This is a genomic window from Nocardioides proteolyticus (assembly GCF_051280635.3).
In the GTDB taxonomy this organism is placed as follows: Bacteria; Actinomycetota; Actinomycetes; order Propionibacteriales; family Nocardioidaceae; genus Nocardioides.
This window is the reverse complement of record NZ_JBNBPO030000003.1, coordinates 136,827-155,089: the sequence shown is the minus strand read 5'-3', so window position 1 is coordinate 155,089 and position 18,263 is coordinate 136,827. Positions and strand designations below refer to the sequence as shown.

The 18,263-nt window shown below is 73.5% G+C and carries 19 protein-coding genes and 1 tRNA gene; 4 read left to right on the top strand and 16 right to left on the bottom strand.

Features of this window, described 5'->3' with window-relative positions; genetic code table 11:
- Positions 1-49 precede the first annotated feature (49 nt).
- From ACPOLA_RS03110 to ACPOLA_RS03060, 11 genes are all read right to left on the bottom strand, one after another.
- Entirely contained in the window at positions 50-1,609 is a 1,560-nt protein-coding gene (locus ACPOLA_RS03110; RefSeq protein WP_435768924.1) for a cellulase family glycosylhydrolase, read from the bottom strand.
- Positions 1,610-1,640: 31 nt separating this feature from the next.
- Positions 1,641-2,318, bottom strand: coding sequence for a class I SAM-dependent methyltransferase (locus ACPOLA_RS03105; RefSeq protein ID WP_435768923.1), 678 nt, complete (start codon positions 2,316-2,318; stop codon positions 1,641-1,643).
- 42 nt (positions 2,319-2,360) lie between these two features.
- A tRNA-Leu gene (locus ACPOLA_RS03100) sits at positions 2,361-2,434 on the bottom strand.
- A gap of 1 nt (position 2,435) precedes the next feature.
- The gene (locus tag ACPOLA_RS03095; RefSeq protein WP_435768922.1) at positions 2,436-3,005 is read right to left on the bottom strand and encodes a peptide deformylase; all 570 of its coding nucleotides are present in this window, start codon (positions 3,003-3,005) and stop codon (positions 2,436-2,438) included.
- The gene (locus tag ACPOLA_RS03090; protein WP_435768921.1) at positions 3,002-3,526 is read right to left on the bottom strand and encodes a glycine cleavage system transcriptional repressor; all 525 of its coding nucleotides are present in this window, start codon (positions 3,524-3,526) and stop codon (positions 3,002-3,004) included. Before ACPOLA_RS03090 ends, ACPOLA_RS03095 begins: the two co-directional genes overlap by 4 nt.
- A 7-nt stretch (positions 3,527-3,533) precedes the next feature.
- On the bottom strand, positions 3,534-4,298 hold the full coding sequence (locus ACPOLA_RS03085) for a uracil-DNA glycosylase (RefSeq protein ID WP_435768920.1): 765 nt from the start codon (positions 4,296-4,298) through the stop codon (positions 3,534-3,536).
- A 433-nt stretch (positions 4,299-4,731) separates the two neighbouring features.
- The gene (locus ACPOLA_RS03080; protein ID WP_435768919.1) at positions 4,732-5,664 is read right to left on the bottom strand and encodes a Ppx/GppA phosphatase family protein; all 933 of its coding nucleotides are present in this window, start codon (positions 5,662-5,664) and stop codon (positions 4,732-4,734) included.
- The gene (locus ACPOLA_RS03075) at positions 5,657-6,190 is read right to left on the bottom strand and encodes a DUF501 domain-containing protein (RefSeq protein ID WP_435768918.1); all 534 of its coding nucleotides are present in this window, start codon (positions 6,188-6,190) and stop codon (positions 5,657-5,659) included. The genes ACPOLA_RS03080 and ACPOLA_RS03075 overlap by 8 nt, the downstream gene beginning before the upstream one ends.
- Positions 6,190-6,807, bottom strand: coding sequence for an FtsB family cell division protein (locus ACPOLA_RS03070; protein ID WP_435768917.1), 618 nt, complete (start codon positions 6,805-6,807; stop codon positions 6,190-6,192). Before ACPOLA_RS03070 ends, ACPOLA_RS03075 begins: the two co-directional genes overlap by 1 nt.
- A 12-nt stretch (positions 6,808-6,819) precedes the next feature.
- On the bottom strand, positions 6,820-8,097 hold the full coding sequence (gene eno, locus ACPOLA_RS03065; RefSeq protein WP_435768916.1) for a phosphopyruvate hydratase: 1,278 nt from the start codon (positions 8,095-8,097) through the stop codon (positions 6,820-6,822).
- Between the two features lie 143 nt (positions 8,098-8,240).
- Positions 8,241-8,873, bottom strand: a complete 633-nt coding sequence (locus ACPOLA_RS03060) for a TetR/AcrR family transcriptional regulator (protein WP_435768915.1) — start codon at positions 8,871-8,873, stop codon at positions 8,241-8,243.
- Positions 8,874-8,947: 74 nt separating this feature from the next.
- On the opposite strand from ACPOLA_RS03060, the gene ACPOLA_RS03055 reads away from it, so the two are divergent.
- Complete coding sequence (locus ACPOLA_RS03055; protein ID WP_435768914.1) at positions 8,948-9,961, top strand: sterol desaturase family protein; 1,014 nt, start codon at positions 8,948-8,950, stop codon at positions 9,959-9,961.
- Here ACPOLA_RS03055 and ACPOLA_RS03050 read toward each other — a convergent pair.
- Positions 9,886-10,863 carry an oxidoreductase gene (locus ACPOLA_RS03050; RefSeq protein WP_435768913.1) on the bottom strand — a complete coding sequence of 326 codons (978 nt, stop codon included), beginning with the start codon at positions 10,861-10,863 and terminating at the stop codon, positions 9,886-9,888. The genes ACPOLA_RS03055 and ACPOLA_RS03050 overlap by 76 nt on opposite strands.
- Positions 10,864-10,873: 10 nt before the next feature.
- The gene (locus tag ACPOLA_RS03045; RefSeq protein ID WP_435768912.1) at positions 10,874-11,314 is read right to left on the bottom strand and encodes a nuclear transport factor 2 family protein; all 441 of its coding nucleotides are present in this window, start codon (positions 11,312-11,314) and stop codon (positions 10,874-10,876) included.
- A 67-nt stretch (positions 11,315-11,381) separates the two neighbouring features.
- Between ACPOLA_RS03045 and ACPOLA_RS03040 the strand changes: the two genes are divergently transcribed.
- Positions 11,382-12,632 carry a hypothetical protein gene (locus ACPOLA_RS03040; RefSeq protein WP_435768911.1) on the top strand — a complete coding sequence of 417 codons (1,251 nt, stop codon included), beginning with the start codon at positions 11,382-11,384 and terminating at the stop codon, positions 12,630-12,632.
- The gene (locus tag ACPOLA_RS03035) at positions 12,629-13,459 is read left to right on the top strand and encodes an oxidoreductase (RefSeq protein WP_435768910.1); all 831 of its coding nucleotides are present in this window, start codon (positions 12,629-12,631) and stop codon (positions 13,457-13,459) included. The genes ACPOLA_RS03040 and ACPOLA_RS03035 overlap by 4 nt, the downstream gene beginning before the upstream one ends.
- Before the next feature lie 150 nt (positions 13,460-13,609).
- Here ACPOLA_RS03035 and ACPOLA_RS03030 read toward each other — a convergent pair whose 3' ends face one another.
- Positions 13,610-14,272: a TetR/AcrR family transcriptional regulator gene (locus ACPOLA_RS03030; protein WP_435768909.1), complete on the bottom strand. Its 663-nt coding sequence runs from the start codon at positions 14,270-14,272 to the stop codon at positions 13,610-13,612.
- A complete protein-coding gene (locus tag ACPOLA_RS03025; protein WP_435768908.1) occupies positions 14,250-14,963 on the bottom strand; it encodes a ferritin-like fold-containing protein in 714 nt (237 codons plus the stop codon). Before ACPOLA_RS03025 ends, ACPOLA_RS03030 begins: the two co-directional genes overlap by 23 nt.
- 291 nt (positions 14,964-15,254) lie before the next feature.
- Here ACPOLA_RS03025 and ACPOLA_RS03020 point away from each other — a divergent pair, with 291 nt between their 5' ends.
- Positions 15,255-16,799, top strand: a complete 1,545-nt coding sequence (locus ACPOLA_RS03020) for a DEAD/DEAH box helicase (RefSeq protein WP_435768907.1) — start codon at positions 15,255-15,257, stop codon at positions 16,797-16,799.
- A gap of 118 nt (positions 16,800-16,917) precedes the next feature.
- On the opposite strand, the gene ACPOLA_RS03015 is transcribed toward ACPOLA_RS03020, so the two are convergent.
- Complete coding sequence (locus ACPOLA_RS03015) at positions 16,918-18,207, bottom strand: MFS transporter (RefSeq protein WP_435768906.1); 1,290 nt, start codon at positions 18,205-18,207, stop codon at positions 16,918-16,920.
- Positions 18,208-18,263: the final 56 nt, after the last annotated feature.

Here is an 18,263-nt window from a genome sequence, read left to right as displayed (position 1 = left end):
GTGGCTCGTTGACATGGGAACGTCCGGCACTCCCGGAACGTTCCCGGTCTCATCGCGCCACCACCTCGACGAGCACCTCCTCGGTGGGCGTCTGCGGCCTCACCAGCAGGCGGTCGCCGGGTCCGGCCTCCCACACGCCGTTGCTGACCCGGACGTCGTAGCCGTCGGGGTAGTGCAGCGGGCTGACGAAGATCTCCGTCGGCTGGGCGATCCGGGCGTCGGGACGGTAGCGGTAGCGGAACGCCCCGGTGCCCGGGTCGAACCTCATGGCGAGCGGCTCACCTGCCGTCGACTGCGCGTACGTGCGCACGAGGACGGCGAGCTTGTCCTGCTTGACGGACGAGAAGTCGGTGTCGTCGCGGAACATCCCCTGCGCCTCGTCGGCCGTCGTCGGGTCCTGCCACTGCTTGTAGGCCCAGTGGGTCCAGCCGATCAGGTGGTCGTCGGCGACCGCGGCGTCGACCTCGATCGCGCGCACGTTGTCGGTGGCACCCCACTCGCTCATCATCGGCGCCGCGTCCATTCGCTCGGCCTGCGCGATCGCGCTGCGGTTGCGCTCGGCGCTGTAGGCCCAGCAGTTCTCCACGTCGCCGAGGGGCAGTCCCTGGGACTCGAGGAAGACGTCGGGGCAGTAGTTGTGCCAGGAGTAGCCCAGCTGCGTCTCCCCCGCCATCGGCTCGAGGAAGGTGGGCACCTTCTGGCCGCCGGCAAGCTGCTGCGGCTCCCACCAGACGATGTTGCGCGGGTCGACCTCGCGGATGGCCCGGGTGACGCGCTCGTACGCCGGCTGCAGCTCCTTGCGGTAGGACCCGGGGCAGCCGTTGGTGAGGCAGGAGAGCCACTCGAGTCCCATCCAGGGCTCGTTCATCAGGTCGTAGCCGGCCAGGTAGGGCTGGTCGCGCCACCAGCCCGCCGCGACCTGCCAGGCCTGTGCCCAGTGGCCGATCCCGCCGTGCTTGTCGGCCCAGAACTGGTCGAAGACCAGGGAGTTCTCCGGGGTCCAGTAGCCGATCGGGAACGGCGCGTTCAACGGCGGGAGGAGGTTGAGGACGGCGGGCCGGTGCACGGCCCAGTCGGGGACACCCTCGCCGCCGTACGTCTCGTGCCACTGGTCCTGGTGCATGTCGAGCTGCATCCAGATGCCGCGCTCGGCCAGCATGTCGATGACGCGCTGCCACCGGTCGCGGTAGGTCGGGTCGCCCTTGCCGGGCGCCTCCGGCGTGATCCCCGCCCACAGGGTGCCGAGTCGCACGCCGTTGAAGCCGTGCCGTTCGAGCCACTCGGCGTCGGAGACGGTGAAACCCTCCGCCGAGTCCGGCGGCACGTAGGGATCCAGCTTCCACACCAGGTTGAAGCCGTGCAGGATCACCACCCGGCCGTGCTGGTCGACCAGCCACCGGCCCTGCCGGCGCAGCTGCGGCGGGCCCTGGTCGCCCTCGGCGTGTACGACGCCGGCGGGGTGCGGTGCTGCGGCCTGTGCGTTGGGGGTGCTCGGGGCGTTCCGATGGCTCGGCGTGGCGGCGGCCACGGACGCCATGCCGGCGACCAGCGCCGTCGCCAGAGCGGCGACCGCGACCCGCCGACCAATAGAACGTGTTCTAGGTCTCACCGCGGCAACGTACCGCGCACAGCGCCGCCCGTCACCTGCGGCGCAGGCGCACCACCGTGTCACGCACCGTCATCGGGCCGTCCGGCCCCGGCTGCTGCCGGGTCGGCGTCTCCGCGACCTCGACCTCCCAGGGCGAGCCCGGCTCGTGCACCCCCAGCGTGGCCAGCACGCGCTCGGGACCGAACAGCAGCCCCGGGCCGTGGTCGTGGCGGGCCCCGCTCTCCACGTCGTGCGGGTGGTGGGCCGTGACGAGCAGCCGGCCACCGGGCGCCACCGCGTCGGCGATCCCTCGGTAGATCCGGTCGAAGTCGGGCACCGGGACGTGGAGGAAGCTCACCGTGACCAGGTCGAAGGTGCGCCGGCCGGCGGGGCGCGGGTCCTCGAGGGCGTCGTAGAAGCCGATCCGCAGCCGCGACTCGACACCGGCGTCCTCGGCGTGCGCGGCGACGCGTTCGAGGGCCACCTCGGAGACGTCGAGGGCCGTCACCTTCCAGCCCTGCTGCGCCAGCCACACGGCGTCGGCTCCTTCGCCGCAGGCGACGTCGAGCGCGGTGCCCGGCGTCAGGTCGGCGGTCTGCTCGACGAGCCGGGCGTTGGGTCGCCCGCTCCAGACGCGGTCGCTGCCGGCGTACCGCTCGTCCCAGAACTCTGCCGTGAGCGCCTCGCGCAGCTCGGCGAGCGACTTCTCCTCGAGGTGGTGATCGTGCATGGCCTCAGCGTGCTGCTTCAGGTGGGCTTGAAGTCAAGCGGGTGCCCCCGGTGGGGGTCGAACCCACACTGCGTCGCTTTTAAGGCGACTTCCTCTGCCGGTTGGGATACGGGGGCGTCACAGGTACGTCTGGCGAGGATAGATCGCGTGGGCGCCAGCCACGCGGTCGACGAACAGGAGGCCGTCGGTGTGGTCGATCTCGTGCTGCACGGCGCGGGCCTCGAAGGCGTCGGTGTCGAAGACGACCTCCTCCCCCGTGCCGGGCAGGCGGCCTCGCACGGTGAGCCGGGTCGCGCGCTTCACGTCGCCGGTCAGGTCGGGCACGCTCATGCAGCCCTCGCGCGCCTTCTCGTTGCGGGACGAGGCGACCACCTCGGCGTTGCAGAGGACGAAGGTGCCGTGGGCGGTGCGGGCCTTCGGGTGGGCGCTGACGTCGACGCAGAAGACCCGCGACCCGACGCCGACCTGGTTGGCGGCCAGTCCGACGCAGCCGGGGCTCACCCGCATCGTGGCGACCAGGTCGGCCGCGAGCTGGACCACCGCGGGGTCGGCAGGGTCGACGTCGTCGCCGCGCCGGGCCAGCCCGTCGCTCGGGGCCACGACGACCTCACGCAGGCGACCTTCCGTCCCGAGCTCGGACTCGGTCCATGCCGCGAGGCGAGCGCTGCCGGCGGCAGGGTCGCTCACAGCTCGTCGGCCTCGACGGCGCGCAGCGTCGCGGACACGCCGAGCCGCTCCGCGGCCGCCTTGGTCGCGGTCTCCACTCCCGCGGCGTCGGCGTCGGCCGGCAGCTCCAGCTCGGCGACGAGGAGGTAGAGCTCGCCGGACAGCCGCGTCGTGAGGTCGGTGATGTTGCCGCCGGCGGCGGCGATCTCGGCGAGCACCGCGGACGCGATGCCGGGCCGGTCGCCGCCGTGCACGGTGAGCACCCAGTGGGAGCCCGCCGCCGCGGGCGTCGGCTCGTCGGTGACCGGACGGACCGCCACGTCGAGGTCACCGCCCGCGACGAGGGGCGCCAGCGCGTCCTCGATCTGCGGACGGGTCGCGCTCCCGCGGCAGAGCAGCATCATCGCGAAGTGGCCCCGGAGGAGGGTCATCGTCGAGTCCTCGACGTTGAGCCCCAGCTCGGCCAGACCGGCCGTCGCGGCGGCGATGATGCCCGGGCGGTCGTGGCCGAGGACGGTGACGGCGTGGAGGTCGGCGCTCACCCGGCCATCATCCCAGCCCGCCGCCCGCGAGCTCAGCCGCCCGGGCGAACACCGCGTCGGTCATCGGCTCGGTCAGCCGACCGGTGAAGGTGTTGTGTTGGCTCGGGTGGAAGCAGCCGAGCAGCACGACCTCCTCGGTGCGACCCGCCCGGCGGGGGCCCACCGGCCGGTGCAGCACCACCTCGGCCGCATGCCCGAACCGCGGCCGCGGCCGGGGCACCGTCCACCCGGCGTCGGCGGTCGCCCGCAGCGAGGCGTCCCAGCCGAACGACCCCAGCGCGACCACGACCCGCACCCCCGGCGCCAGGATGCGCAGCTCCTTGTCGAGCCACGGCGCGCAGCGGTCGCGCTCCTCGGGCGTGGGCTTGTTGGCCGGCGGTGCGCAGCGCACCGCGGAGACGACCCGGGCGTCGTACAGCTCCAGGCCGTCGCCCACGTGGGTGCTGGTCGGCTGGCTGGCCAGCCCGACGCGGTGCATCGAGGCGAACAGCCAGTCGCCCGAGCGGTCGCCGGTGAAGAGCCGGCCGGTCCGGTTGGCCCCGTGCGCCGCCGGTGCGAGTCCGACCACGAGGATCCGCGCGTCGGCCGGCCCGAAGCCGGGCACCGGACGACCCCAGTACTCCTCGTCGGCGAACGCCGCCCGCTTCTCCCGGGCCACCTGCTCCCGCCACCGCACCAGCCGCGGGCAACGGCGGCACCGGGTGATCCGCTCGTCCAGTCGGCCGAGCGCCTCCGCCCCCTCCGCGCCCGCCCCGCCCGCCGTCGTACTCACCCCTCGATCCTGCCCGACCCCCGAAGATCCCACGAGGTGGGAGGTTTCGGCGCACGAGGTGGGAGGTTCTGGCGCGCGAGGTGGGACGTTGTGGCGCACGAGGTGGGACGTTGTGGCGCACGAAGTGGCACGTTTCGGTCCGCGAAGCGGCAGGCTCCCCACCGCAAGGTGGCCGAACCGTGCGGGCACCGAGACGCCCTGCGCGCCGGGCGCGGGACGACCTTCCACGTCGTACGCCGGAAGCCATCGCTTCGCGGACCGGAAGCTGCCACGTGCCGGACCACAACCCGCCACTTCGCGCGCCGGAACCCGCCACCTCGCGGACCACAACCCGCCACCTCGTGCACCGAAACCTCCCACCTCGCGCGCCAAAACCTCCCACCTCGCGTGCCAGAACCTCCCACCTCGTGGGAGGGGAGGGTGGGGGGCGAGGTCAGGGAGTGGGGAGGAGGGACCAGGCGATGCCGTCGAGGATGTCCGTCTCGGCGAGGAGGAGGGAGGGGACGGAGACGCGGCGCAGGATCCGGGCGGCGACGAGGGCGCCGGCGTCGATGACGTCGGCGCGGCCGGGGTGCATCCAGCCGAGGCTGCGGCGCTCGGCCACGGCCATCGGCAGCAGCCGCTCGACCTGCGCCAGGAAGTCGGCGACCGGCACCTCCTGGCCGTGGATCCGGTCCCGGTCGTAGACCTCCAGGCCCAGGGCGCCGGCGGCGAGGGTGGTGTTGGTGCCGGCGATCCCGACGACCGAGGCCGCCGAGCCGGGATCGACCGGGGAGCCGTCGAGCGCGGCGTCGATGTCGGCGACGACCGCGGCCAGCTCGTCGGCCGTCGGAGGGTCGGTGCGCACGTGGCGCTCGTGCAGCCGGACGGAGCCGATGTCCATCGAGTGCGCGCCCGTGGGCCCGCTCGCCGGGTCGCCGAGGATCAGCTCGGTGGAGCCGCCGCCGATGTCGTAGACGAGCGTCGGCGCCGCGAGCGGCACCGCACCGAGCCCCCGCACGGCGCCGTCGAAGGCCAGCCGCGCCTCCTCCTCGCCCGAGAGGACCTCCGGCTCGACGCCGAGCCGCTCCCGGACCCCCCTCGTGAACTCCGCGGCGTTGTCGGCGTCGCGGGTCGCGGACGTCGCGCAGAACCGGATCCGGGTCGCGCCGGCGTCCCGGACCAGGGCGGCGTACTCGTCGATCGCGGCGAAGGCTCGACCCAGCGCCTCGGGCGCGAGCCGGCCGGTCGCGTCGACGCCCTGGCCCAGCCGCACCATCCGGCTCTCGCGTACGACGCCCGCCGGGTCGCCCGCAGGGTCGCCGAGCAGCAGCTTGATGGTGTTGGTGCCGCAGTCGATCGCCGCAACCGTGCGAGGCTCAGCCACGGTCCGCGGCCTCGGCCACGTCGACGCACGGCCCGGTCGCCCAGAAGTCGCCGAGCAGCGCCAGCACCTCGTCACCGAGCGGGTTCACGCCGGGCCCCGCGGCGAGCGCGTGGGCGGCCAGCACGTGCAGGCACTTCACCCTGTCGGGCATCCCGCCGGCCGAGATGCCCTCGATCTCCGGGACGTCGCCGATCCCGCACGCCTGCCCGACCGCCGCACGGTCGGCGAGGTAGGCCTCGTGGGCGGCGCGATAGGCCGCCGCGAGCTCGGGGTCCGCGCCGAGCCGGTCCTGCATCTCGCGCATCAGCCCGGAGGCCTCGAGGGTGCCGATCCGGGAGTTCACCCGCGGGCACGTCAGGTAGTACGTCGTCGGGAACGGCGTGCCGTTGGGCAGCCGCGGCTCCGTGGTGACCACGTCGGGGTTGCCGCACGGGCAGCGGTGGCCGACCGCGTGCACACCACGCGGGGGCCGGCCGAGCTGGGCGGCGATCACCGCCTCGTCGGTGGGACGGGCCTCGGCAGGCACTAGTCGCCGTCCTCCGGGCGCACGTCGTCGGCCGGTGCCTCGATCCGGTCGCGCGGGTCGCGCACCTTCGTCGGCGGGTTGCCGGCGATCTTCATCGAGTCCCAGGCGTCCTCGTACCAGACCCGGTCGTCGGGGTCGTCGACCGAGGCGGGATCGCCGAGCTCGGCGCTCGCGTCGAGCGGCTCCCCGTCCTCGTCGACCACGACGTACGGCGTCTCGCCCTTCGCCACGTAGCCGAGCGCCCGGGCCTGGCCGGCGACGTACCAGGGGTCCTCCCACCGCGCCTTCTCGAGCCGCAGCTCGGCGATGTCGGCCTTGCGCTCGGCGATCTGCGACTCCAGCTGCTCGATGTGGCTGCGCTGCTGCAGGTAGGCCCGCAACGACGAGGCGTAGGAGACCGCCAGCACGGCGAGGACCAGCACCAGGATGGCGGCGCGACCGGTCAGGCGGGACCGCTGCTTGTGCTCGGCGCGGGCGCGCACCAGCGCCGCCTGCCGCTCACGGGCGGCCTTCTTGCGCTCGGCCTTCAGTCGCTCGGCGTACCGCGGGCCGGACCGCCCCCGCACGGGGCGGCCCGGCTTGCGCGAGGTACGACGCTCGCCCGATGACCCGGCCACTGGCTCCTCCGGTCAGCCCTGGAAGCGCGGGAAGGCGGCCGCGCCGGCGTACCGCGCGGCGTCGCCCAGCTCGTCCTCGATGCGCAGCAGCTGGTTGTACTTCGCGACCCGCTCGGACCGGGCCGGGGCGCCGGTCTTGATCTGGCCGCAGTTGGTCGCCACCGCGAGGTCGGCGATCGTGGTGTCCTCGGTCTCGCCCGAGCGGTGGCTCATCATGCAGCGGAAGCCGTTGCGGTGCGCGAGGTCGACGGAGTCCAGGGTCTCGGTCAGCGAGCCGATCTGGTTGACCTTCACCAGCAGCGCGTTGGCCTGGCCGCCGGAGATCCCCCGCTGCAGCCGCTCGACGTTGGTGACGAACAGGTCGTCGCCGACCAGCTGGGTCTTCGCGCCGAGGGCGTCGGTGATGGCCTTCCAGCCCTCCCAGTCGTCCTCGTCGAGCGGGTCCTCGATCGAGACGATGGGGTACGACGCCACGAGCTCGCCGTAGTAGGCGATCATCTCGTCGGCGGTCTTCGCCGCCCCCTCGAAGGTGTAGCTGCCGTCCTCGCAGAACTCCGACGCCGCGACGTCGAGCGCGAGGACGATGTCCTTGCCCAGCTCGTAGCCGGCCGCGCCGATCGCCTCGGCGATCAGGTCGAGCGCCGCGCGGTTGGACTCCAGGTCGGGCGCGAAGCCGCCCTCGTCGCCGACGCCGGTCGCCAGGCCGCGTCCCTTGAGCACCGACTTCAGGGCGTGGTAGACCTCCGCGCCCATCCGCAGCGCCTCGCGGAAGCTCGGCGCACCGATCGGCGCGATCATGAACTCCTGGATGTCGACGTTGGTGTCGGCGTGGGCGCCGCCGTTGAGGATGTTCATCATCGGCACCGGCAGCAGGTAGGCGTTGGGCCCGCCGACGTAGCGGTAGAGCGGCAGGTCGGCGGAGTCGGCGGCGGCGCGGGCGACGGCCAGGGAGACGCCGAGGATCGCGTTGGCGCCGGCCTTGGCCTTGTTGGGCGTGCCGTCGACCTCGAGCATGGTCTGGTCGATCAGCCGCTGGTCGGCGGCGTCGAGACCCTCGATCGCCGGTCCGAGGGTCTGGATCACGGCCTCCACGGCCTGCTGCACGCCCTTGCCGGCGTAGCGCTCACCGCCGTCGCGGAGCTCGACCGCCTCGAAGGCGCCGGTCGAGGCGCCGCTGGGCACGGCCGCCCGGGCGAAGGACCCGTCGTCGAGGAGGACCTCGACCTCGACGGTGGGGTTGCCGCGCGAGTCGAGGATCTCGCGGGCGCCGACGGCTTCGATCGCTGCCACGTGTGCTGCTCCTGGGGGTGCTGGGGCGGACGGCTTGTCGTCCGGTCAGCCTAGACCGACGGGCGGCCCACATCCGGCAGCACCCACGGGGTGGCGGCAGCCGGCCCCGGGCGCCCTCCGAGCCGGCCTCGCGTGGAGCTGCCCTACCTGACCGCGGGGCCCAGCACGGCGGCGAACAGCCGTGCGCACCGCTCGGCCATCGCGGCGGAGCTCACGTCGGGGTGCTCGGACCACCAGGTCACCAGCGCGTCGAAGACGCTGCTCCACACGGCGATCATCGCCGAGACGTCGAGCGGGTCGTCGTCGCCGGCGAGGGTCATCAGCTCCCCGACGCCCTCCTCGGCGAGCGCGTCGAGCCGGCGCTGGTACGACGCCCGCACCGCCGCCACTCCGGGCGTGCCGGGCGCCGTCGGGTCCCGGGTCACCCGCCACGCCCACGGGCGGGCCTCCAGCACGCCGAAGACGCCCTCGAGCGTGACCAGGGCCCGGGTCAACCCGACGTGCCCGAGCTGCGCGGAGCGCTCGATCTCCGCGATCAGCAGGTCGGTGGCGTCGCGCAGGCACCGCTCGAAGAGGCCCTCCTTGGAGCCGAAGTAGTTGTAGATCAGCGGCTTGGAGATGCCGGCGCGCTCGGCGACGTCGACGACCGAGGTGGCCGCGAAGCCGCGCTCGCCGAAGATCCGGCCCGCGACCTCGACGATCTGCTCCTCGCGCGCGGCCCGGGCGACGCCCTTGGTGCCGGTGCGGCGGGCGGTGCCGGCGGCGGCGGACGTCATGGCCACAACCTAGCGCACGAATTGACCTCATGGTAACTTACCGCGAAGTCATATCCCGGCCCGAAGGAGGACCCGTGCTCGCCGACCTGTGGCACTCGATCCCCGAGCCGGTGCGCGACCCCGTCGCGCTCGCCGCGCCGTTCTTCCTGCTGTTCATCGCGATCGAGGCGCTCGCCGCCCGGCTCCTGGAGGACGAGCAGCCGGCAGCCGCCGCCTCCCCCGCCGACGCGGGCGCCGACGCGGGCGCCGAGGCGCGCGCCCGTCCGGGGCGCGGCGGCTACGACCGCAGCGACGCCCTGGCCAGCCTCGGCGCCGGCGCGGTGTCGGTGTTCACGATGACCGCGTGGAAGGCACTCGGCCTGGTCGCCTTCTCCCTGCTCTTCGCCTACGTCGCGCCGTGGCAGCTGCCGGCCGACCGCTGGTGGACCTGGGCGATCGCCGTGCTCGGCGTCGACTTCACCTTCTACTGGGCACACCGGGTCGCGCACCGCGTCCGCCTGGTGTGGGCCACCCACCAGGCCCACCACTCCAGCGAGTACTTCAACTTCGCCACCGCCCTGCGCCAGAAGTGGAACAACTCCCACGAGCTGGTGTTCTGGGCGCCCCTGCCCGCGCTGGGCGTGCCGCCCGCCCTGGTCTTCCTCGGTTTCTCGATCAGCCTCGTCTACCAGTTCTTCGTGCACACCGAGCGGGTCAGCCGGCTCTGGTGGCCGGTGGAGCTGGTCTTCAACACCCCGTCGCACCACCGGGTGCACCACGGCAGCGACCCGGAGTACCTCGACCGCAACTACGGCGGCATCCTGATCGTCTGGGACCGCCTCTTCGGCTCCTTCCAGCCCGAGCTCCACCGGCCCACCTACGGCCTGACCACGCCGGTCGGGAGCACGAACCTGCTGACCATCCAGACCCACGAGTACGTCGCCATCGTCCGCGACGTGCGTCGCGCGCCGACGCTGCGCGCCAAGCTGGGCTACGTCTTCGGACCTCCCGGCTGGCGGCCCGCGTCCGCCGCTCAGCCCGGAGCCACGCCCGTCGCCGTCGCGGACCAGTCCCACAGCCGCGCCGCCTCGTCGGGATCGACCGCGTAGCGCTTGACCCCCGTGTCGCGCAGGCCCTCCGCGTCGGCGTACCCGGCGACGTCGCAGTCCTCCAGGTAGCACCCGCTGCGGTCGGCCAGCAACGGCGAGGTGGCGGCGAAGACGGACGTCGCGGCGCCCTGCGCGGGCGTCTTGAACTCGGGCAGCGCGAGGTTGCCGGAGGCGTCCCTCACCAGCACCTCGTCGAGGTCCTGCTCGGTCATGTGCTTGCCGAGGGAGGTGAGGATCGCCCCGGGGTGCAGGGAGTACGCCCGCACGCCGTACGGCGCTCCCACCCTGGCCAGGTGCCGGGCGAAGAGGATGTTGGCCGTCTTGGACTGGCCGTAGGCCTGCCACTTGTCGTAGCCGCGCTCGAACCCCGGGTCGTCCCAGCGGATCGGCGAGTGGTGGTGCCCCAGCGACGACACGCTCACCACGCGCGCGTCCCGGGCGGCGACCAGGAGCGGCCACAGCCGCGCGACGAGCGCGAAGTGGCCCAGGTGGTTGGTCGCCAGCTGCAGCTCCCACCCCGGTCCGACCCGCGTCTCGGGGGTGGCCATCACCCCGGCGTTGCCGATCACGACGTCCACCGGGCGGCCGGCCGCCAGCACGCCGTCGGCCCACGCCGCGACGCTGGCCTGGTCGGCGAGGTCCATCGCGGCGACGGTGACCCGCGACGCGCCGGGCACCCCTGCCAGCGCCTCCCGCGCCTCCGCCGGGCGCCGGGCCGGCACCAGCACCTCGGCGCCCGCCTCGGCGAGGGCGGCGACGGTGGCCAGACCGATCCCGGAGTAGCCGCCGGTGACCACCGCCAGCCGGCCGGCGAGATCCACGCCGGCGAGCACCTCCGCCGCGGTGCTCGTGGCGCCGAAGGGCGAGCCCACCGGCTGCTGGTCGTCGTTCCCCAGGTCCATCGCGCGCCTCTCAGAACTTCAGGTGGTGGCTGAGGTCGCCGGCCAGGTCGACGTACATCGTGCGGGTGTCGAACCACCAGGCGCCGTCGACGACGTGGAACGTGTCGCGGTAGCGGCCGGCCACGATCACCTGGAGCGGGAGGTCGGGCGTCGCCTGCAGCACCGTGTACGACGACCGGCTGCTCGCCGTGCCGGCCGCCTCGTCGACCTCGATGATCGCGTTGGTGGTGACGTGGCGGGTGAGCGGCGTCGGGCCGTGCAGACGGGTCGCCATCTCGTAGAGCCCGCGCACCCCGTCGCGCCCCTCGAAGACGGTGCCCGGCGGGCCACCCTCCTGCCCGTGGATCCGGCCGTGGCGGAACAGGTCGGCCACCCCGTCGAGGTCGCCGGCGTCGATCCGCTCGGCGTAGGTGTAGAGCAGGTTCTCGATCAGGCGCGCACTGTCGACCACGGCGCCACCCTACGGCGAATCGATGTCAGTCCTGACATTTTCGCCGAGATCCCGCTAGCGTCGCGCCATGACCGATCCCCATCCCGTGGCGACCGCCGAGCAGCACGAGCACGAGCTGGCCGCGCTCGACCTGGTGCAGCACCCCACCGTGCGGGCGGCGTACGCCTCCGTCGCCGAGACCTGGCTCGGGCGCGCCAAGGCCTCGGCCGCGATGCGGGAGCGGTTCGAGGCGGCGTACGAGGAGGTGATGTTCTCCGCCGCGGTGTGGTCGGCCAACCAGGACCCGCTGCGCCCGCGGTCGATCTGCATCACCCGGCTCGCCCACGAGGTCGGCGGGCACCGGGTGCCGGGGTCGCGCTGGGGCATCGACAACCCCGACACGGTCTACCGGGTGGTGCCGATCAGCGGCGACGAGCGCTACGAGATCCGCGGCCGGGTGGGCCCGCACCGGATGACGGAGAACTACTTCACCCTCTGGGACCGGCAGATGGGCACCATCGACGTGGTGGACGGCCGCCGGATGCACGTCGAGGACGACGGCTCGTTCGTGATCACGGTGGACAGCGCGCCCGCCAGCGGCCGGGCCAACCACATCCGCAGCGGACCCACCGCCCACGAGCTCTACATCCGCGACGTGCTCCTCGACTGGTCGGTCGACGACCCCAACGCGTTGGAGGTCGTGCGGCTCGGCGGCGACCCCGGGGTGCCGCCGCTGACGCGCGACGAGCAGGCCGAGCGGACCGCGGCGATGATGGCGCACTTCGCCGACTTCACCGGCAAGCTCTCGCACGGGATGTACAAGCTGCCGCCCAACCACTTCTCGCTGGCGTGGTCGGCCGAGCAGCACGGCGCGATGAAGGGCCAGGTGTACGTCGCCGGGCGGTTCCTGCTCGAGCCGGGGCAGGCGTTCGTGGTCGACGTCCGCGACGGCGGAGCGGAGTACTTCACGGTGCCGCTCTCCAACGTCTGGGGGACCACCCTCGACGTCTACGACCGCACCGGCAGCCTCAACAAAGCGCAGTCGCGGCCCAACCCCGACGGCAGCTACACCTACGTGATCGCCGCAGAGGACCCCGGTCTCCACAACTGGCTCGACACCGACGGGCTGCTCGAGGGCATCCTCACCCTGCGGATGGCGGAGTTCCCCGAGGGCGGCGCCACGCCCGACCTCGCCGCGACCGGCCGGGTCGTCGACCTCGACGAGCTCGACCGGGTGCTGCCCGACGCTTCCCGCGTCGATGCGGCCGAGCGGGCCGCCCAGCTCGACGAGCGGCGCCGCGGCTACCTGCGCCGGCTGCCCGAGGGGGTGGCCCGGTGAGCGACGCGCGCCGGTGGCTGGTCACCGGCTGCTCGACCGGCATCGGCCGCGAGATCGCCCGCGCCGCCCTGGAGGCCGGCGACCGCGTCTGCGTCACCGCCCGGTCCGTCGAGGCGGTCCAGGACTTCTCCGCGCACGGCGACCGGGCGCTCGTCGTACCCCTGGACGTGACGGACGAGGGCCAGGTGTGGGCCGCCGTCGACGCGGTCGAACAGGCCTGGGGCGGCGTCGACGTGCTGGTCAACAACGCCGGCTACGGCTACCTCGCCGCCGTCGAGGAGGGGGACGACGCGGAGGTGCGCCGGCTCTTCGACACCAACTACTTCGGCGCCGTGGACATGATCAAGGCGGTGCTCCCGGGCATGCGGGCGCGCGGCTCGGGCCACGTGGTCAACATCTCCTCGATGACCGGCCTGGTCGCCAACCCGCCGAACGCCTACTACTCCTCCACCAAGTTCGCCCTGGAGGCGCTGACCGAGGCGCTGGCCAAGGAGGTCGCGCCGCTCGGCATCAAGGTGACGGCGATCGAGCCGGGCGGGTTCCGCACCGACTGGGCGAAGCGGTCGATGAAGGAGGCGGCGACACCGATCGACGACTACGCCGCCGACGTCGGCGCCCGCAAGGACCTGATCCGGGCCTTCGCCGACCACCTCCCCGGCGACCCGCGCAAGCTGGCCGCCGCCGTCGTCATGCTCACCCGGCTCGAGGAGCCCCCGCTCCGCCTCCTGCTCGGCGCCGACGTCCTCCAGGCCACCCGCGAGAAGCTCGCCCAGCTGGCCGCCTCCATCGACGAGTGGGAGCACGTCACCCTCGACGTCGGCTACTAGCCAGGTTGCCGCCCCACGAGGTGGCACGTTTTGCACCGCGAGGTGGCAGGTCTCGCACCACGAGGTGGCACGTTTTGCACCACGAGGTGGCAGGTCTCGCACCGCGAGGTGGCAGGTCTCGCACCGCGAGGTGGCAGGTTTCGGCGCCGGTCAGCCCAGGGCGGGGCGGACCCGGTCGAGCGCGGCGGCGGTGAGCTCGCCGAGCCGCCGCAGGTCGTGCGGCGGTGGGGCCTCGGTCCACACGGTCAGCGCGGCGAAGACCGCACCCGCCACCACCTCGGCGTGTACGGCGGCAGCGAGCTCGTCGACTCCGCGGTCTGTGAAGAGCGCGCGCAGCTCGCGGGCCATCGCGGCCTGGCGGTCCCGGTAGGTGCGCTCGATGCGGTCCGGGCTCAGCAGCTCGGCGCGCAGCCGGGCGATCTCGACCATCAGCCGCATGTCGATCGGAGCCGAGCCGAGCGCGACCAGCACGGACTGGACGACGTCCTCGTCGTCGGGTCGTGCCCGGACGGCGTCGTGGAACCAGTCGAGCCGGGTGACCAGGTCCCCGAAGAGCACCTCGTCCTTGGTCGCGAAGTGCCGGTAGAACGTGCGCTCCGTGACCCCCGCCTCCGCGGCGATCCGCGGCACGTTGGCACCGTCGACGCCGTGCTCGACGAAGTGCCGCAGCGCGATCTCGCGCAGCCGGGCGCGGGTGCGCTCCGCCTTCGACGCTCCGGACGCCTCGGCGTGGCCCTCCTGTCCGGCCGGGGCGGGCTGCGGCGTCGCGACCGGGTCGGTCACGGCCCGGTCACGGGTCCAGGCCCAGCTCACCCATGCGCACGCTGTGCCGCTCGGTGAGCCGGGTGAACATCCGGCCGAGCGCGGCGAGATCGAGGCCCGGGCGGTCGACGCCGCCGGCGAGCAGCGCGGACAGCGCGTCGCGGTCGGCGGCCACGCGCTGCGCCTGGGTGAGCGCCTCGCCCATCAGGCGCCGACCCCACAGTGCGAGCCGGCCGCCGAGGCGTGGGTCGTGCGCGATGCCGGAACGGACCCGGTCGACGACGAAGGCGGCGTGCTGCCCCTCCTGCATGGAGGAGACGACGAGGTCGCGGGTGTCCGGGTCGAGGTAGGCCGCGATCTCGCGGTAGAAGTCGTTGGCCAGCCCGTCGCCGACGTACGCCTTGACCAGGCCCTCGTGCCAGTCCGACGGCGCGGTGTGCCGGTGGAACTCGTCGATCGGCTCGCGGAACGGCGCCATCGCCTCGAACGGGTCCCCGCCGAGCGCGCGGATCCGGTCGTGCAGCGCCTGCACCTTCGCGATCTCCTCGCTGGCCATCGTGGCCAGGTCGAGCTTGTCGGCGACGGTCGGCGCCAGCTTGGCGTCCTCGGCCAGCCGCTCGAACGCCGAGATCTCGCCGTAGGCGATCACGCCGAGCAGGTCGACGACCGCCTCGCGGTAGGCCGGGTCGGCGTCGGGGACCGGGCCCGCGGGGGTCGGCGCGGTGTCGGCGGATTCAGCCATGCGGGCAGGGTACAAGTTGGTCCGGTTCTGCCCGGGGCCGCGTCGCCGCCGGGCGAGGTGGCGCGGCGATGGGCCGTGGTGCGCCCCGGCCTGTAGCATGAGGCCCAGCGAGCGCTGCCCGAAGGGTGGCCCGCCGGGCCCCCGGCCCACCGCATGTGCGCGGCTGAGTGTGAATCAGCCGCATCGAATCTGGCGCCTGCCAAACCGGCTGACTCCACTCACGAAAGCGACACGATCCTGACTTCCGAACAGAACGACCAGACGACCGCGCCCACCTTCCGCGACCTCGGGGTGCACCCCCAGATCTGCGACTCGCTGGAGCGGGCCGGCATCACCACCCCCTTCGCCATCCAGGAGATGACCCTCTCCGTGGCGCTGATGGGCACCGACCTGATCGGCCAGGCCCGGACGGGCACCGGCAAGACGCTCGCGTTCGGCATCCCGGTGCTCCAGCGCAGCATCGCGCCGTCGGACCCCGACTACGCCGAGATCCCCGAGGGCAAGCCGCAGGCGCTGATCGTCGCGCCGACCCGCGAGCTGGCTCTCCAGGTGTCCGGTGACCTCGAGCTCGCCGGCCGCGACCGCGGCCTCCGCGTCCTCACCGTGTACGGCGGCGTCGGCTACGAGCCGCAGCTCGAGGCCCTCGAGTCCGGCGTCGACATCGTCGTCGGCACGCCCGGCCGGCTGATCGACCTGGCCAACCGCAAGGCCCTCGACCTCTCCCACGTGCACGCGCTCGTGCTCGACGAGGCCGACGAGATGCTCGACCTGGGCTTCCTGCCCGACGTCGAGAAGCTGCTGCGCTACACGCCCGAGACCCGGCAGACCATGCTGTTCTCGGCCACGATGCCGGCCGCGATCGTGGCACTCGCCCGCACCCACATGCGCCACCCGATGAACATCCGGGCCGAGTCGTCGTACGAGAACGCCACGGTGCCCGCCACCGCCCAGTTCATCTACCTGGCCCACGACCTCGACAAGCCCGAGATCATCGGCCGCGTCCTGCAGGCCGAGGACGCGGGCCGGGTCATCGTGTTCACCCGCACCAAGCGCCAGGCGCAGCGGGTGGCCGACGACCTCGTCGAGCGCGGCTTCAAGGCGAGCCCGCTCCACGGCGACATGGCCCAGGTGGCGCGCGAGAAGGCGCTGACCAAGTTCCGCGACGACAAGATCCAGGTGCTGGTCGCCACCGACGTCGCCGCCCGCGGCATCGACGTCGCCGGGGTCTCCCACGTCATCAACTACACCTGCCCCGAGGACGACAAGACCTACGTGCACCGCATCGGCCGCACCGGCCGCGCCGGTGCCACGGGCATCGCGATCACGCTGGTCGACGCCACCGACGTGCACCGCTGGAAGATGATCAACAAGGCCCTCGACCTGCCGTTCGACGAGCCGGTCGAGACCTACTCCACCTCCGAGCACCTGTTCCACGACCAGGGCATCCCGCCGGGCACCAAGGGCCGGATCGTCCCGCCCGCTCCCCCGGCGCCCCGCGCCGACCGGGACGGCCGCGACCGTCGCGACGGTGGACGTCGCGAGGGCGGGCGCCGCGAGGGCGGCGACCGCAACCGCGAGCGGACCCGCACCCGCACCCGCGGCGGCCGTCCCGTGGAGGGGTCCTCCTCGGGCGCGTCCGCATCCCCGTCGGCCGTGGCCGACGCCTCGGAGGGTACGACGCCCGAGGGCTCCGAGCGCCCGGCCGGCGCCAGCCGCAACCGCCGACGTCGTCGCCGCCGCTCCGGCGGTGGGGGCGGCGCCGAGAGTGGCGCGGGCCAGTCCCAGGCCTCCGCGGGCGGGTCCAACGACGGCGCCACGGAGTCGCAGACCGTCTGAGGCCGCCGGCCTCTTCGTTCCCTCGGCCCCCGGATCTCGCCGTCCGGGGGTCGAGCTGCGTCCAGGTGCAGCTAGGCCCTGCCGAGCGCTTCGACGAGGTGGGGTCCGCGCTCCGCCGTCACTGCTCGCCGGCCGCCGCGCGCGCGGCCCGCTCGGCCATCGCGTGCTCGTCGGTGCGGGCGTCGTACGACCAGAAGCCCCGCAGCCAGGCGGCCGCTGCCGCGACGCCGACGACCGCCCCGACGCCACCACTGGTGATCGCGCCCCGCACCGACCACAGGTCGGCGGTGATGCCGGCGCGGACCTGTCCGCCGAGCGGTCCCACCGAGTACGACAGCATCTCGATGCCGGCGAGCCGGCCGCGCATCGACTCGGGGATGGTCTGGCCCCAGATCGTGCCGCGGAAGACGCCGGAGATCATGTCGCAGGCACCGGCGAGCGCGAGGAAGGCGGCGACCAGCCAGATGGAGGGCATCAGGCCGGCCAGGGCGACGAACCCTCCGTACCCGGCCGCGGCGAGCACGATCGCCCGGCCGTGGTGGTGCACCCGACCGGTCCACCCCGACAGCAGCGTGGCGACCAGCGCACCGGCCGTCTCGGCCGAGTAGAGCAGGCCGAGCAGCTCGGGCCGCTCGAACACCTCCTCCACCAGGGCCGGGAACAGGACGACCGGCAGCGCCAGCAGCATCGCGGCGATGTCGACGAAGTAGGTGCCGAGCAGGTCGCGCCTGCCGACGGCGTAGCGGACGCCCTCCACGATGCCGGCCAGGCTCGGCGGGGTGGTCTCGGCCCGGTGCGGGTAGGGCCGCATCAGCAGGTACAGCACCGACGCGACGCACAGGCCGACCACGTCCACGACGAAGCACCAGCCGATCCCGACGTAGGCGACCAGGAGCCCGCCGATCGCCGGCCCGACGAGCACCCCGAGCTGGATGCCGAAGCTCGCCAGGGCGTTGGCGGCCGGCAGCTGGTCGTGGGTGACCGTGCGGGGCAGCAGGGCCTCGCGCGACGGGCGCTGGAGCGACGAGGCGCTCGCGAGGAGCGCCGCGACCACGAAGATGACGACGAGGCTCGGCTCGTCGCGGAAGGCGTTGACCGCCAGCACGGCGGTCAGCACGGCCTGGGCCACACCGGCGCCCACCATCAGGCGACGCCGGTCGACGTGGTCGGCCAGCGCGCCGCCGTACAGGCCGAAGACGAGCAGCGGCACCAGCTCCACGAGGCCGATGGCGCCCACGGCGAAGTTCGAGCCGGTCAGCGTGTAGACCTGGAAGGGGATGGCGACGTAGCTGACCATCGCGCCGAGGTAGAAGACCGTGCCGGCGACCAGCAGCAGGCGGTAGTCCCGCGACGCGCGCCACGGCGTCAGGTCCATGCGCAGGGCGCGGAAGCGGTCCAGCCAGCTCATCGCATGATCACGAGCGGCAACGATCCCATCCCCGGTGGGTGCTCGCGACCGATTTC